13 protein-coding genes and 1 pseudogene are annotated in these 13,957 nt (G+C 75.5%); 9 read left to right on the forward strand and 5 right to left on the reverse strand.

Annotation, left to right across the window (positions count from 1 at the left end; all coding sequences use genetic code 11):
• From CBZ_RS09475 to CBZ_RS09490, 4 genes are all read left to right on the forward strand, one after another.
• Positions 1–1,397 (forward strand): DUF58 domain-containing protein (locus CBZ_RS09475; RefSeq protein ID WP_373862162.1); only part of this gene is annotated, 1,397 nt, incomplete at its 5' end.
• Between the two features lie 68 nt (positions 1,398–1,465).
• Positions 1,466–2,026 carry a hypothetical protein gene (locus CBZ_RS09480; protein ID WP_130781318.1) on the forward strand — a complete coding sequence of 187 codons (561 nt, stop codon included), beginning with the start codon at positions 1,466–1,468 and terminating at the stop codon, positions 2,024–2,026.
• 146 nt (positions 2,027–2,172) lie between these two features.
• On the forward strand, positions 2,173–2,433 hold the full coding sequence (locus CBZ_RS09485) for a hypothetical protein (RefSeq protein ID WP_130781319.1): 261 nt from the start codon (positions 2,173–2,175) through the stop codon (positions 2,431–2,433).
• A complete protein-coding gene (locus tag CBZ_RS09490) occupies positions 2,430–4,025 on the forward strand; it encodes an alpha/beta fold hydrolase (protein WP_130781320.1) in 1,596 nt (531 codons plus the stop codon). Before CBZ_RS09485 ends, CBZ_RS09490 begins: the two co-directional genes overlap by 4 nt.
• Positions 4,026–4,065: 40 nt before the next feature.
• On the opposite strand, the gene CBZ_RS09495 is transcribed toward CBZ_RS09490, so the two are convergent.
• On the reverse strand, positions 4,066–4,449 hold the full coding sequence (locus tag CBZ_RS09495; RefSeq protein ID WP_130781321.1) for a phage holin family protein: 384 nt from the start codon (positions 4,447–4,449) through the stop codon (positions 4,066–4,068).
• 266 nt (positions 4,450–4,715) lie between these two features.
• On the opposite strand from CBZ_RS09495, the gene hisC reads away from it, so the two are divergent.
• Positions 4,716–5,783: a histidinol-phosphate transaminase gene (gene hisC / locus CBZ_RS09500; RefSeq protein ID WP_130781322.1), complete on the forward strand. Its 1,068-nt coding sequence runs from the start codon at positions 4,716–4,718 to the stop codon at positions 5,781–5,783.
• Positions 5,784–5,804: 21 nt separating this feature from the next.
• Here the strand turns inward: hisC and CBZ_RS09505 are convergent, their stop codons facing one another.
• The gene (locus CBZ_RS09505; protein WP_130781323.1) at positions 5,805–6,479 is read right to left on the reverse strand and encodes a hypothetical protein; all 675 of its coding nucleotides are present in this window, start codon (positions 6,477–6,479) and stop codon (positions 5,805–5,807) included.
• Between the two features lie 270 nt (positions 6,480–6,749).
• On the opposite strand from CBZ_RS09505, the gene pdhA reads away from it, so the two are divergent.
• The 3 genes from pdhA to CBZ_RS09520 all read left to right on the forward strand — a co-directional run bounded on the left by pdhA (position 6,750) and on the right by CBZ_RS09520 (position 10,566).
• On the forward strand, positions 6,750–7,898 hold the full coding sequence (gene pdhA / locus CBZ_RS09510) for a pyruvate dehydrogenase (acetyl-transferring) E1 component subunit alpha (protein ID WP_246013216.1): 1,149 nt from the start codon (positions 6,750–6,752) through the stop codon (positions 7,896–7,898).
• Positions 7,895–8,929 carry an alpha-ketoacid dehydrogenase subunit beta gene (locus CBZ_RS09515; protein ID WP_130781325.1) on the forward strand — a complete coding sequence of 345 codons (1,035 nt, stop codon included), beginning with the start codon at positions 7,895–7,897 and terminating at the stop codon, positions 8,927–8,929. Before pdhA ends, CBZ_RS09515 begins: the two co-directional genes overlap by 4 nt.
• Before the next feature lie 140 nt (positions 8,930–9,069).
• Complete coding sequence (locus CBZ_RS09520) at positions 9,070–10,566, forward strand: dihydrolipoamide acetyltransferase family protein (protein WP_130781326.1); 1,497 nt, start codon at positions 9,070–9,072, stop codon at positions 10,564–10,566.
• 132 nt (positions 10,567–10,698) lie between these two features.
• Here CBZ_RS09520 and CBZ_RS09525 read toward each other — a convergent pair whose 3' ends face one another.
• The 3 genes from CBZ_RS09525 to CBZ_RS09535 all read right to left on the reverse strand — a co-directional run bounded on the left by CBZ_RS09525 (position 10,699) and on the right by CBZ_RS09535 (position 13,549).
• A complete protein-coding gene (locus CBZ_RS09525) occupies positions 10,699–11,142 on the reverse strand; it encodes a hypothetical protein (RefSeq protein ID WP_246013218.1) in 444 nt (147 codons plus the stop codon).
• Between the two features lie 2 nt (positions 11,143–11,144).
• Positions 11,145–11,711, reverse strand: coding sequence for a QcrA and Rieske domain-containing protein (locus CBZ_RS09530; protein ID WP_130781327.1), 567 nt, complete (start codon positions 11,709–11,711; stop codon positions 11,145–11,147).
• A 62-nt stretch (positions 11,712–11,773) separates the two neighbouring features.
• On the reverse strand, positions 11,774–13,549 hold the full coding sequence (locus CBZ_RS09535) for an MDR family MFS transporter (RefSeq protein ID WP_130781328.1): 1,776 nt from the start codon (positions 13,547–13,549) through the stop codon (positions 11,774–11,776).
• A gap of 225 nt (positions 13,550–13,774) precedes the next feature.
• Between CBZ_RS09535 and CBZ_RS09540 the strand changes: the two are divergent.
• Positions 13,775–13,957, forward strand: a pseudogene (locus tag CBZ_RS09540) (hypothetical protein); the annotation flags it as partial.

The raw sequence follows: 13,957 nt of genomic DNA on the forward strand, positions 1-13,957 counted from the left end.
GGTGGGGGCGACGCGCCCGTGACCCGCCGCGTGCCGACCGCCGGGACCGCACCGACCCGCCGTCCCGTGGCGGCAGCGGCCGGTCGGGGCCGTGGCGCGCCCGGGCGACGGCGATGACCCGCTCCGCCGCCCTGTGGCACCGCACGCGGACCGTCGTCGGCGGGGTCACCGCGGGCGTCGTCCTGCTGGTCCTCGGCGCGGTCGCGGGACGGGCCGACGTCGCCGTCCTCGGCGTCGCGCCGCTGCTGGCCGGGGTGTGGGACTGGCGGCGCCGCCCCACCGAGCCCGTCGAGGTGACCGTCGCACGGCCGCACGGCTCCGCCGGCGAGCTCACGGCCGTCGCCGAGGTCGTCACGACCGGCCCGGCCGCCGTCCTCACCGTGCGGCACGGCGGCCGGGCCGTCGTGCAGGCGCTCGTGCGGACCGACGGGCGGCGCGAGGTCCCGGTCGTCGTGCGGACGGTACGGACCGGACCGCAGGACGTCGCCGTCGTCGACGCGCAGGGCGTCGGCCCGGGCGGTGCGAGCGTCTCCGAGCCGACCGACCCGACCAGCCGCGAGGTCCTCGTCCTGCCCGACACCCGGCCGCTGCGCGAGCTGCCCCTGCCGCCGCGGCTGCGCGGCCTGACCGGCGCCCACGAGTCGCGACGACCCGGCGAGGGCGGCGGGCTGCGCGACGTGCACCCCCTCGCACCCGGGGACCGGCTGCGGCGCATCGACTGGCGCGTCACCGCCCGGCGCGCCCCTGACCTGCACGAGCTCTACGTGCGCCGCGAGCACGCGCTCGCCGAGGCCGTCGCGGTGCTGGTCGTCGACTCGCGCGACGACGTCGGCCCCGACCCGCTCACGTGGCGCGGCGAGACGGCCCCGCGCTCGCAGGACGTCACGTCGCTGGACCTGGCCCGTGTCGCGGCGGCGTCCGTCGCCGAGCACCTCGTCGGCGCCGGCGACCGCGTCGGGCTCGACGACCTCGGTGTGCACCGCCGCCCGCTGCCGCCCGGCGGAGGACGTCGTCAGCTCGACCGCATCCGGCACGCCCTCGCCCTGACCCGCCCCGAGGGCGAGCCGTCCCTGCGGCTGCGCCCGCCGCAGCTGCCGTCCGGCGCGATCGTCTACGTCTTCTCGACGTTCCTCGACGACCAGGCCGCCCACGTGGCCGCGCAGTGGCGGCGCGGCGGGCACCGCGTCGTCGGCGTCGACGTCCTGCCGACCCTGCACGACCGGCACCTCGGTCCGCGCGAGGAGCTCGCCCTGCAGATCGTGCGGATCGCCCGCGAGGACCGGCTCGCGGCGCTCGCGGACGCCGACGTCGAGGTCGTGACGTGGCGCGACGCCCCGGAGGTGGCCCTGGCCGGGCTGGCACGGCGGGGACGACGCCGGGCGGGGGCGGCGCGGTGAGCGGCACGGGTGCAGCGAGCGGGACGGGCGCGGTGAGCGGGACGGGTGCGGTGCGCAGGGGCAGGGCGGTGCGTGGGACCGGCGTCGGTGCGGGGCGCGAGATCGAGGTCCGGACCGGCAGGGCCGTCCCCGCGGTGGTGCTGCGGGCAGTGCTCGGGCTGCTCGGCGTGCTCGTCCTCGTCCTCGCGTCGACCGCCCCCGGGCACGGCCTCGCGCCCGCGTTCGTGACCGTCGGCGCGCTGCTCGTGCCGGTGCTCGTGCTCGCGCCCGCGACGGCGGCCGCCGGTGGCGTGGTCGTGCTCGCGGGGCTGCGGCTGCTGTCCGGCGAGGTGCCGTCGCTGCCCGTCGTGCTCGGTCTGGTCCTGCTGGTGCACGTGCTGCTGTGGTGCGCGTCGACGACCGCGCGGGTCACCTGGCGCGGCCGCGTCGAGGTCGCGGTGCTGGTCGACGGGCTGCGCCCCGTCGCGGCCTTGCAGGTCGGTGCGCAGGCGCTCGCCGTCGTCGCGACGCTGGTCACCGGCTCGGGCGGGGGTGACGTCGGCCGGGTGCTGGCGATCCTGTCCGCGACGGTCGTCGCGTGGGTGGCGCTGTCGCGGCCGGTGCGGGCGTTCGTCGGCTCGGACGACTGACCGACCGACGAGACCTGCTGCGCCCGAGGACGGCCGTGAAGCTCGCGCGGGCCTGAGCCGTCCACAGGCCCTCCCGACGACGGCGGGTCCACCGTGCGCGGCGACGGCGCCACGGGCCCGCGGTCGGCCTCCCTACGGTGCCGGGCATGGAGAGCGACATCGCCCCGCACGTCAGACGCGCCCTCGCCGCGGTCGAGGAGGCGCGCGACCTCGTCCGCCAGGCTCGGCGCGTGGAGTGGCGGTCGCCGACCGTCGCGCGCTACCTCGCCGCCCTCGACGACGTCGACACGCGCCTGCGCCGGTCGGTCCACGACGTCGAGCACGCGCTCGGTGCGGCCGTCGCGGCCGACGACGCGACGACCCGCGCGCGCTCCGGCGGCTCCTGCGCGACCGGGTTCCTGCTGTGACCGCCGAGCCGGGAGGTGCGCCCACTCCACCCGGGGACGACGGCGTCACCATCATCGGCGGAGGCCAGCCCGACGTCGTCGACCTCGCCGACCTCGACCGGGCCGCCCATCTCCTCGCCACCGTGGCCGACCGTCTCGACATCGCGGCGCGCCTTCTGACGGTCGCGACCCAGGCCGCTCCGTCGGCGCTGCTCACGCCCGAGGGCAAGGCGGCGGCCCGTGCCCTCCAGGCCGCCCGGAGCGGCGCTGCTGCGCCGGCACGCGTCGCCGACGACGTCCTCGACCTCGCGCGTCGCGTCCGCGGGGCGGTCATCACGTACGACCACGCGGAGTCGGCAGCACGCAGCGCACTGCGCGGCGTCGTCGCGCTCGACGGCTCGCTGCTGGGGACGTTCCCGGTCCTCGCCGTGCAGCGGTTCGTCCAGGTCGGCGTCGCCGCCGCGGTCGCGGCCAACGTCGCGCGGGTGACGACGCGCACCGCCATGGCGCTGCTCGCCCCGTTCGGACGTGCCGACGACGTGCTGCGGTGGGAGCAGCGGCAGCTGCGCCACTGGGCGCCCCGCGCGACGACGTGGGCGCTCGCGGACCGGCGCTCCGAGCTCCTGGTCCTCGGCCTCGCCTCCGGCTTCCTCGGCCGTGACGGCCTCCTGGTGCCGCCCTCGCAGCGCGTCCGGCTCGCCGCCCGCCGCATCTCCGGCCTCCTCCCGGACGCCGGACCGACCGCCGTCGTCGCCCGCGCAGGCGCCCCCCAGCTGCCGGTGCCCCGGGACGTCGCTGGGGTCATCGCGAACACCGGCCTGAGCTATCGCGAGGGCACGGAGACCGGGATGCGCGGCACGCCCGACGGGACCATCAGCGTGCAGCGGCTCCACCGTCCCGACGGGACCGTGTCGTGGGTCGTCGAGATCCCCGGCACGCAGAACGCCGGCGTCACCGGGGACTCGCCGATGGACAACGGGACCAACCCGCGGCTCGTGGGTGACGTCCCGGACGACATGACCGACGCCGTCCTCGACGCCATGCACCTCGCCGGCATCCGCTCCGACGAGCCGGTCCTGCTCGCGGGCCACAGCCAGGGCGGCATGGTGGCCGCGAACGTCGCCTCGATCGCCGCCGGGACGTACGCAATCGCCGCGGTCGTGACGGCGGGATCCCCGGACGACGTCGGGGCGGTCCGCGTGCCGTCGTCGGTCGAGGTGCTCCACCTGCGCCACCCGCAGGACGTCGTGCCGCAGGCCTCCGGTGGGCCCATCCTGACGGGGCCGAACGTCCGCGAGATGCGAGTCGACCCGGCGCTCAACGGTGCCGCTCCGGTCACGAGCCCCCTCGACGCGCACGCGATGGGCCGGTACGTGACGTCGGCGGAGGCGATCGAGGTCCACGCCGACGACCCGCAGCTGCGCGACTTCGTGGCGGCCGTCGACACCGTGCTCGGCCCGGAGGGGACGACCGCGACCACCCGTCAGTTCGTCGCGACCCGCGACCCCGACCTCGTGCGGCTCGACCCGGTCACCGGCCTGCCGCGCGGGGACCGCCTGTCACCGGTCGGCGGCCCGACCCCGCTGCCCGCGCTGTCCCCGGCGGCCCGGTGAGCGCCCGGTCAGGTGGGCGCCCGGTCAGGTGGGCGCCCGGTCAGTCGCGACGCGAGCCCGGGATGATGACGGACAGCACGAAGCTCACGACCGAGATGATGAGCGCGCCGAGCACCGCGGTGCCGAAGTTGTCGATCCGCAGCCCCCAGCTCGTCTGCTCCGTGATCCACGCGGTGAGCATGAGCATCAGCGCGTTCACGACCAGCGTGAACAGCCCCAGCGTCAGGATGTACAGCGGGATCGACAGGACCGCGACGATCGGCTTGACGACCGCGTTGACGATCCCGAACACCAGCGCGATGAGCAGGATGATGAGCGCCTGCTCGAGGTCGGAGTCGGCGCCGACGATCGTCAGGCCCGACAGGACGAGGGTCGCGAACCAGATCGCGACACCGTTGATCAGCACCCTCACCACGAACGACATGCGTCGATCCTGCCATCGACGTCCGCGCAGCGAGGGGAGAACGACGCCGTCCCGGACGGTGCGCACCGACGCGTGCCTGCGCGGGAGCACACCGGCACCCGCACGCACCGGCACCGGCACGCACCGACGCGCGCCTGCGCGGGAGCGCGCCGACGCCGGCACGCACCTCGACCGTTCGCGCGTCGACCCCGTGCACACGATGTCCCGCGTCGTCGCGCGGTGGGACGTCCCGGGGGGCGGGCCCCTCGCGGTGGCATGCTGACCCGGTGAGCCGTGTCGCCCTCCGCAAGGCCCTCGCCGACCTGCCGCCCTACGTGCCGGGCGCCCGCGCACCCGTCGGCGCCGCGGCCTACAAGCTGTCGTCGAACGAGAACCCGTTCCCGCCGCTGCCGTCCGTCGTCGCGGCCATCGCCGACGCCGCCGTCGACGTCAACCGGTACCCCGACATGTACGCGACCGAGCTCGGCGAGGCCATCGCGGCGTCGCTCGGCGTCACGCCGGACAGCATCGTCACCGGCTGCGGCTCGGTCGCGGCGCTCGGGCACGTCCTGACGGCGGTGTGCGAGGCGGGCGACGAGGTCGTCCTGCCGTGGCGGTCGTTCGAGGCCTACCCGATCGCCGTGTCGCTCGCGGGGGCCGAGGGCGTGCGCGTGCCCGTCGGGGCGGACGGCCGGCTCGACCTGGAGGCGATGGCCGAGGCCGTCACGCCCCGCACCAAGGTCGTGCTGGTGTGCACCCCCAACAACCCGACCGGGCCGGCCGTGCACGCCGACGAGCTCGCGCGGTTCCTCGCGGCCGTCCCGTCCGACGTGCTCGTCGTGCTCGACGAGGCGTACGTCGAGTTCGTCCGCGACGAGCGTGCCGCCGACGGGCTGGCCGTCTTCGCCGAGCACCCCAACGTCGTCCTGCTCCGCACGTTCTCCAAGGCCTACGGGCTGGCCGGCCTGCGCGTCGGCTACGCCGTCGCCCGCCCCCGGCTCGCCGCGGGGATCCGAGCCGCGTCGACGCCGTTCGGGGTGTCGCACGTGGCGCAGCTCGCCGCGCTCGCGTCGCTGCGGGCCCGTGACGAGCTGCTGCGTCGGGTCGACTCGGTCGTCGCCGAGCGCGCCCGCCTGCTCACCGCGCTCCGCGCGCAGGGCTGGACGGTGCCCGACTCGCAGGCCAACTTCGTCTGGCTCCCGCTCGGCGAGCAGGCGTCGTCGTTCGCGGAGCGCTGCGCACGCGCCGGTGTCCTGGTCCGTCCCTTCGCGGGTGACGGTGTCCGGGTGAGCGTCGGCGAGCCCGAGGCGACCGACCTCTTCCTCGAGGTGTCGTCGGAGGTCACCCGCCGCTGACGTCAGCGCGCCCGGCGGAGGTCAGACCGTCGCGACCGCCGTCGGGCGTGGCTGCAGGGTCCGCGGGCGGCCGCGGAGGTCGTCCGCCGTGGTCGTGCCGCGGTCGTGCAGGTGCGCGAGCACCTCCAGGAGGTTCGCGATGTCGCCGTCGGTCGGGTCGTCCTCGGCATCCGGCGCGGGCGTCGCGACGACGGCCGTGACGCGGGCGGCCGGGACGGCGCTCGTCGCCGGGACGGCTGAGCCGACCGTCGACGGGACCGGCAGGTCGCGCGGGGTGGGGAGAGCGGTGCCGACCGCCGACGGGACAGGGGCGTCGCCGGGCGTCGGGACGTCGGCGGACGCCCGGTCCGCCGAGACCGCACCGGCGGGTGCCTCGTCGCGAGCGTCGGCGTCCGGAGCCGGCGGGCCGTCGTGGGTGACCGTGACGCCGAGGGCCGTGAGGAACGCAGTGGCGCGGTGGACGGTGAGGGCGCGGTCGCCGAGGCTCAGGCGCTCGAGGGCGAGCCGCACGTCGCTCTCGTGCACCTGGTGGCTGCGGGCGGGCTCCGCGTGGGCGTCCCCGGGCCCGGCAGGACGGTCGACCTGCCCGGCAGAACGGTCGACGTGGCCGAGGTGCCGGTCGGTCGGGTGGTCGCGGCCGGGCTCGGCCGGCTCGTGCTCGTCGCGCATCGTGGCCCCTTCCGCGGTGGCGCTCACCGCCCTTCCCTCCTCATCGGCCGACGAGCCGCGGATCTGGGCCGGACGGGCGGCTGAATTCCGGGAGAGGGCCGCACGGGCGGCGTCCCAGGTGGGGGCGGGTCGGCTGTAGGGACCCCACAAGACGTCCGGATCAGCCTTGTGCGTCGGGTTCTCGCGCAACCTACGCAGGCGTAGCCTACGCTGACGTAGGTTCGAGATCCCGACCCGGGACCACCCGGACCGCCCGACCCGGAGCGGCACCCGCCGCCGGCCGTGAAGGAGAACCGCGTGAGCCAGTCCGGCCCCCTGACCGACGACGGTCTCGTCCAGCTGCTGACTCCCACCGGTGACCGCACCCCGCATCCCGAGCTCGACGCGCTCGTCGCGCACCTCGACGCCGACGCGCTGCGGGCGATGTACCGGGACATGGTGCTGGTGCGCCGCTTCGACACCGAGGCGACGTCGCTGCAGCGGCAGGGCGAGCTCGCGCTGTTCGCGCAGAGCCTCGGCCAGGAGGCCGCGCAGGTCGGCTCGGCGCACGCGATGACGCCGCGCGACCACGTCTTCCCGAGCTACCGCGAGCACGGCGTCGCGCACGTCCGCGGCGTCGACCTCGCGGAGGTGCTGCGGCTGTTCCGCGGCGTCGACCACGGCGGCTGGGACCCCGTCGCGCACGGCTTCCACCTGTACACGCTGGTCATCGGCTCGCACACGCTGCACGCCACCGGCTACGCGATGGGCCTGCAGCGCGACGGGCTCGTCGGCACGGGCGACGCGGAGCGCGACGCGGCGGTCGTCGTCTACTTCGGCGACGGCGCGACCTCGCAGGGCGACGTCAACGAGGCGCTCGTCTTCGCGGCCGTGAACAACGCGCCCGTCGTCTTCTTCTGCCAGAACAACCAGTGGGCGATCTCCGAGCCGACGACCAAGCAGACGCGTGTGCCGCTCGCGGACCGCGGCCCGGGCTTCGGCGTCCCGTCGGTGCGGGTCGACGGCAACGACGTCGTCGCGACGTACGCCGTGACCCAGCAGGCGCTCGAGCGGGCGCGGTCGGGCGGCGGCCCGACGTTCGTCGAGGCGTTCACGTACCGCATGGGCGCGCACACGACGTCCGACGACCCGACGCGGTACCGCTCGAGCGCCGAGGAGGAGCACTGGCGACGGCGCGACCCGATCGACCGCCTGCGGCTGCACCTCGAGCAGCGCGGCGAGCTCCCGGAGACGTTCGTCGCGCAGGTCGCCGACGAGGCCGACGCCCTCGGCGAGCGGATCCGCACCGAGGTCCGCGCGATGGGCCGCCCGTCGGCCGCGTCGATGTTCGAGCATGTCTACGCCACGCCGCACGCCGTCGTCGACGCCGAGCGCGCCTGGTTCGAGCAGTACGAGGCGTCGTTCGCCGACGGCGCGCACGGCCAGCGCGAGGGGAGCCACCGGTGAGCGCCACGACCGAGACCCGCCCGACGGACCCCGCGGGCAGCACGACCGGCACGCAGCGCCTCACGTTCGCGAAGGCGATCAACCTCGGCATGCGGCGGGCCCTGGAGCGCGACGCCAAGGTGCTGCTCATGGGCGAGGACATCGGCAAGCTCGGTGGCGTGTTCCGGGTGACCGACGGCCTGCAGAAGGACTTCGGCGAGCACCGCGTCGTCGACACCCCGCTCGCCGAGTCCGGCATCGTCGGCACCGCGATCGGGCTCGCGATGCGCGGCTACCGACCGGTGTGCGAGATCCAGTTCGACGGGTTCATCTTCCCCGCGTACGACCAGATCACGACGCAGCTGTCGAAGATGCACTACCGGTCGAAGGGCCGGATCACGCTGCCCGTCGTCATCCGCGTCCCGTACGGCGGCGGCATCGGCGCGGTCGAGCACCACAGCGAGTCGCCCGAGGTGCTGTTCGCGCACACCGCGGGCCTGCGCGTGGTCTCGCCGTCGAGCCCCGTCGAGGCGTACCGGATGATCCAGCAGGCGATCTCCTCTCCGGACCCGGTGCTGTTCTTCGAGCCCAAGGGCCGGTACTGGGAGAAGGGCGACGTCGACCTCGACGCCGCGCCCGACGGCCCGCTGCTCGACAAGGCGCGCATCGTCCGTGCGGGCACCGACGTGACCGTCGTCGCGTACGGGCCGACCGTGCAGACCGCGGTCAAGGCCGCCGAGGCGGCTGCCGCCGAGGGCACGAGCATCGAGGTCGTCGACCTGCGCACCCTGTCGCCGCTCGACACCGCGACCGTCGCCGAGTCGGTCCGCCGCACGGGCCGCTGCATCGTCGTGCACGAGGCCCCCGTGCTCTACGGGTCAGGAGCCGAGGTCGCGGCCCGGATCACCGAGGAGTGCTTCTTCCACCTGCAGGCGCCCGTGCTCCGCGTCGGCGGGTTCCACGCCCCGTACCCGGTCGCGAAGATCGAGCACGACTACCTGCCCGGTCTCGACCGGGTCCTGGACGCCGTCGACCGCGCACTCGCGTTCTGACGGTCCTGTCCGCGCCGCCTCGCCACCACCCCCGGTGAGGCGGCGCAGACCTCGCGGCCCGACCCGCCGCAGCACCGCCGCACGACCCGCCGCCCGATCGGCGCCCGCCCCGCTCGACCCTCCCGAGGAGGACCCGCACCGTGCCGACGTACCAGCAGTTCCCGCTCCCCGACGCCGGGGAGGGTCTCACCGAGGCCGAGATCGTCGCGTGGCACGTGTCGGTCGGGGACGCCGTCGAGGTCAACCAGACGATCGTCGAGATCGAGACGGCGAAGTCGCTCGTCGACCTGCCGAGCCCGTGGACGGGCGTCGTGACCGCGATCCTCGTCGAGCCCGGGCAGACGGTCGACGTCGGCACCCCGATCATCGAGATCGACACCGACCCGACGGGCACCGCCCCGGCGCCGACGACCACCGGGCACGGCGGCGCCGTCGAGCACGGGCACCGCGGAGGTGTCGACCGGCACTCGGGCGTCGAGCCCGGCGGGGCCGACGAGGTCGCCGCCGCACGGCCGTCGGCCCCCGCTGCGGCCGCCGTGACGCCCGCGGGCCCGGCCACCACGGCCGCTCCCGACGCAGCGCAGGCGGGTGAGGGGCGGCAGGCCGTCCTCGTCGGGTACGGCCTCGCCGACGCGGGCACGACGCGACGCCCGCGCGGCGACGCGGGTACGAGCCCCGCCGCGACGCCGGACGCGTCCGCCGGGTCGACGGGCGTCCAGGCCGCCGTCGCGCGGCACGCGCTCGCGAAGCCCCCGGTCCGCAAGCTCGCCCGCGAGCTCGGCGTCGACCTGGACTCGGTGTCGCCCACGGGCCCCGGCGGGATCGTCACGCGCGAGGACGTCCTGGCGCGCGCCTCCCAGGCGGAGGCCCGCACGCTCGCGACCTACCCCGGCGACGACAAGCCGTGGCTCGCCAGCGGGACGGTGTCGTCCGACGGGCGGCAGACCCGTGTCCCCGTGAAGTCCGTGCGCAAGCGGACCGCCGAGGCCATGGTCACGAGCGCGTTCACCGCGCCGCACGTCACGGTGTTCCACACGGTCGACGTCACCAAGACCATGCGGCTCGTCGAGCGCCTGCGCGCCGACCGGGAGTTCGCCGACGTGCGCGTCACGCCGCTGCTGATCGCCGCGAAGGCGCTCCTCCTGGCGATCCGCCGGCACCCGGAGATCAACGCGTCGTGGGACGAGGCGTCGCAGGAGATCGTCTACAAGCACTACATCAACCTGGGGATCGCCGCGGCGACGCCCCGGGGGCTCGTGGTCCCGAACATCAAGGACGCGCACCGGCTCAGCCTGCTGGAGCTCGCGACGGGGCTCGGTGACCTCACCGCCACCGCGCGGGCAGGCCGGACGTCGCCCGCGGACATGGCGGACGGCACCGTGACGATCACCAACGTCGGGGTGTTCGGCATCGACACCGGCACGCCGATCCTCAACCCGGGCGAGGCGGCGATCCTCGCGTTCGGCGCGATCCGCGAGCAGCCGTGGGTGCACAAGGGCAAGATCAAGCCCCGGTCCGTCACGCAGCTCGCGCTGAGCTTCGACCACCGCCTCGTCGACGGCGAGCTCGGGGCGCGCGTGCTGGCGGACGTGGCCGCCGTGCTGGGCGACCCCGCGCGGGGCCTGGTCTGGGGCTGACGCCGGAGGGCGGGGCCGCGGCCGACCTGCCGGACGGCTGCCCGGCCTGACGTCGCCGGACGCCGTCGGCCGCAGGACGACCGACGCCGTCCTGCGGCCGGACGAGCACGTCAGGCCCCCGTCAGGCTCCGGTCAGACCCGCGTCGCCGCCGCGGCGACGAGCCGCCGCTCGACGAGGAGCGTGACGACACCCAGGACGATCGCGACCGCCTCGGTGATCGCCGACACCCACTCGGGCACGCCCTCCCAGCGGGACTGCACGCCGAACAGGCCGACGGTCGTCGCGACCACGAACGCGCCGAGCGTCGCGGCCCCGAACCCGATCGCGCCGAGCACGGGCCACACGGTGCGCCACGTGAGCAGCAGGACGCCGATGACGATCCCGCCGACCCCGTTGAGCAGGAACGCGGGGCCGACGACGTCGACGCTCTTCATGCCGTCGTTCCACAGCTGCAGGTGCACGACCGCGGACGTCACGACGCACACGGCGAGCACGATGCGCAGGCCGAGCGCGACGGGCCGCCGGGTCACGACGGGGCGGGTGGTGCCGGCCGGGCCGGCGGTGGGTGCGCTCATGGTCACGCCTTCCCGAGGAGCACGGCGCCGTCCGCGACGTGCACGTCGACCGGGGGCAGCGGCTCGGGCGCCGGGCCGGACACGTTCTTGCCGGTCAGGTCGAACACCGAGCCGTGGCACGGGCAGTGCAGCTCGTCGCCGTCGGGTGCGACGGTGCAGCCCTGGTGGGTGCAGATCGCGGACAGCCCGATGACGGTGCCGGCCTCGGGCTGCACGAGCAGGATCTTGTTGCCGTCGGCGTCGGTCGCGGAGATCGCGCCGCCGACGGGGATGTCGGCCACCTGGGCGAGCGACCCGTCGGCCGCGGGCGCGGACCCGCCGTCGCCGCCGGAGTCACCGCCCGTGCCGCCGTCGTCGCCGGAGCCGCCCGAGCCGCCGCTCGAGCACGCCGCGAGGACGCCCGCCGCGGCGACGCCCATCGTCACGAGCCCGGCGCGCTGCAGCACCTGTCGGCGGTCGAGGCAGCCGCCGCACGAGTGCGGCGTCGGGACCGCGGCGACGGTCGTCGCACCGTCCGCGGGGTCGTGGGCGAGGGAGAGGGCGGGGGACTCCTGGATCGTGCGCGGCATCGCGGCCTCCGGTGGTGGGCTCCGTCATGTCACCGGTTCAACGGTGGCACGGCCCTTCCGGTTCAGCGTTCCGGGCCGCGACCTGCGTCGGCGTCCGCGACGACCGCGGTGACGCCTCCGACGGCGGTCACCGGTCCGCCCGTCGTACCGGTCGCCGGGGCCACCGCCGCGGCGCCGTCCTCGTCGAGCCGGCCCTGGATGCCGGAGACGTTCCGCAGCGGCAGCTCGGGCAGCAGGATCGTCAGGACCACGCCGACGACCATGATGACCGCCGCGATGAGCAGGACCAGGTCGACGGACGACGCGAAGTCCTCGAGGAACGGCCGCGCGAGGCGCTCGTCGAGGGCGCCGATGAACGAGGAGTCGTCGAGCGACGGGAACGACCCGGTGCCCTGCAGCGCGTCGATGACCGCGGCGTTCGCGGGGTCGGCCCGGACGGCCGGGTCGGCGAGCGCGGCCTGGAACTCGGGGGTGGGGGCGAGCCGTGCGAGCGCGTCGCGGATGTTGCCGCCGACGGTCGAGAACAGCACGGACAGGAAGACGGCGGTGCCGAGCGTGCCGCCCATCTGCCGGAAGAACAGCGACGACGACGTCGCGACGCCCATGTCGCGCACGGGCACGGCGTTCTGCACGGCGAGGACGAGCGGCTGCATCGTCAGGCCCAGCCCGAGCCCGAAGACGATCGACGACGCGAAGATCTGCGCGAACGGGGTGTCGGCGCCGAGGCGGGAGAACGCGAGCGCGCCGACGACCATGAGCGCCGTCCCGATCACCGGGAAGATCTTGTAGCGGCCGGTCCGGGAGGTCGTCTGACCGGCGACGACGGACCCCGTCATGATCCCGACGGTGAACGGGATGAGGGTGAGCCCGGCCTCGGTCGGCGTCTGCCCGCGCACGATCTGCAGGTACAGCGGGAGGGTCGCGAGCCCGCCGAACATGCCGAGCCCGATGACGAGGTTCGCGGCCGACCCGACGCTGAACGTGCGGTTGCGGAACAGGTAGAGCGGCAGGATCGCGTCGCCCTTGGCGTACCGCTCGGCCAGCCAGAACAGCAGGAGGCCGACGGCGCCGGTGACGTAGCAGGCGACGGCCCGGCCGGACGACCAGCCCCAGAGCCGTCCCTGCTCGGCGACCACGAGCAGCGGCACGAGGGCCAGGACCAGCGCGAGGGCGCCCGGCCAGTCGATCCGGTGCTCGACCCGGCGCAGGGGCGGCAGGTGCAGCACGCGCGCGATGACGACGAACGCGAGGACGCCGATCGGCACGTTGACGAGGAACACCCACCGCCAGCCGGTGATCCCGAGGATCGTGTCCGCCCCCGCGAAGAACCCGCCGATGACCGGCCCGAGCACGGACGACGTGCCGAACACCGCGAGGAAGTACGCCTGGTACCGCGCGCGTTCCCGGGGCGCGACGAGGTCGCCGAGGATCGTGATCGCGAGCGCCATGAGCCCGCCCGCGCCGAGCCCCTGCACGCCGCGGAACAGCGCGAGCTGGTACATCGAGTCGGCGGTCCCCGACAGCAGCGACCCGACGACGAACAGCGCGATCGCCAGCAGGTAGAACGGCTTGCGGCCGTAGACGTCGGAGAGCTTGCCGTACAGCGGCGTGGTGATCGTCGCGGTCAGCAGGTACGCGGTCGTGACCCACGCCTGCAGCGACAGGCCGTGCAGGTCGTCGCCGATCGTGCGGATCGACGTCGCGACGATCGTCTGGTCGAGCGCGGCGAGGAACATGCCGAGCATGAGCCCGCCGAGGATCGTGCGGATCTCCCGGTGCGTCGGCGGCTGGTACGACGCGGGGGCAGGGGCGGTGGTCGTGGTGCTCTCGGACGACATCGGACCTTCTCGGCGGGGGACGGGACCGTGCTGCGGACCGGGCGTCCGCGCCGTCGGTGGTGGGCGGCGCGGGCGGGAGCGGGGCGTGCGGTCCGAGTGCGGGCCGACGTCGGGGCAACACCTCCGGCGCGCGGGGTGTTCCCCGTCACACTCGCGGGCGACGGCCCGTCCCGCGAATCTTTTCACCGGTGCGGGCGGGCTCGGGCCCGCGGGTACCTTGGCCGGATGCCCGCGGCGACGACCGGACCCTGGCGCCTCGCGCGCGCCGGTCTCGTCGCGTCCGTCGTCGTCGCTCTGTCGGCCGTCGCGCACGTCCTCGGCGGCGGGGTGCTGCCGCACGCGGTCGTCCTCGTCGCGCTGACGTCGCTGGTCCTCGCGGTGGCCGTCGTGCTCGCCGGACGCCGAGCA

This window comes from Cellulomonas biazotea (assembly GCF_004306155.1).
Lineage (GTDB): Bacteria > Actinomycetota > Actinomycetes > Actinomycetales > Cellulomonadaceae > Cellulomonas > Cellulomonas biazotea.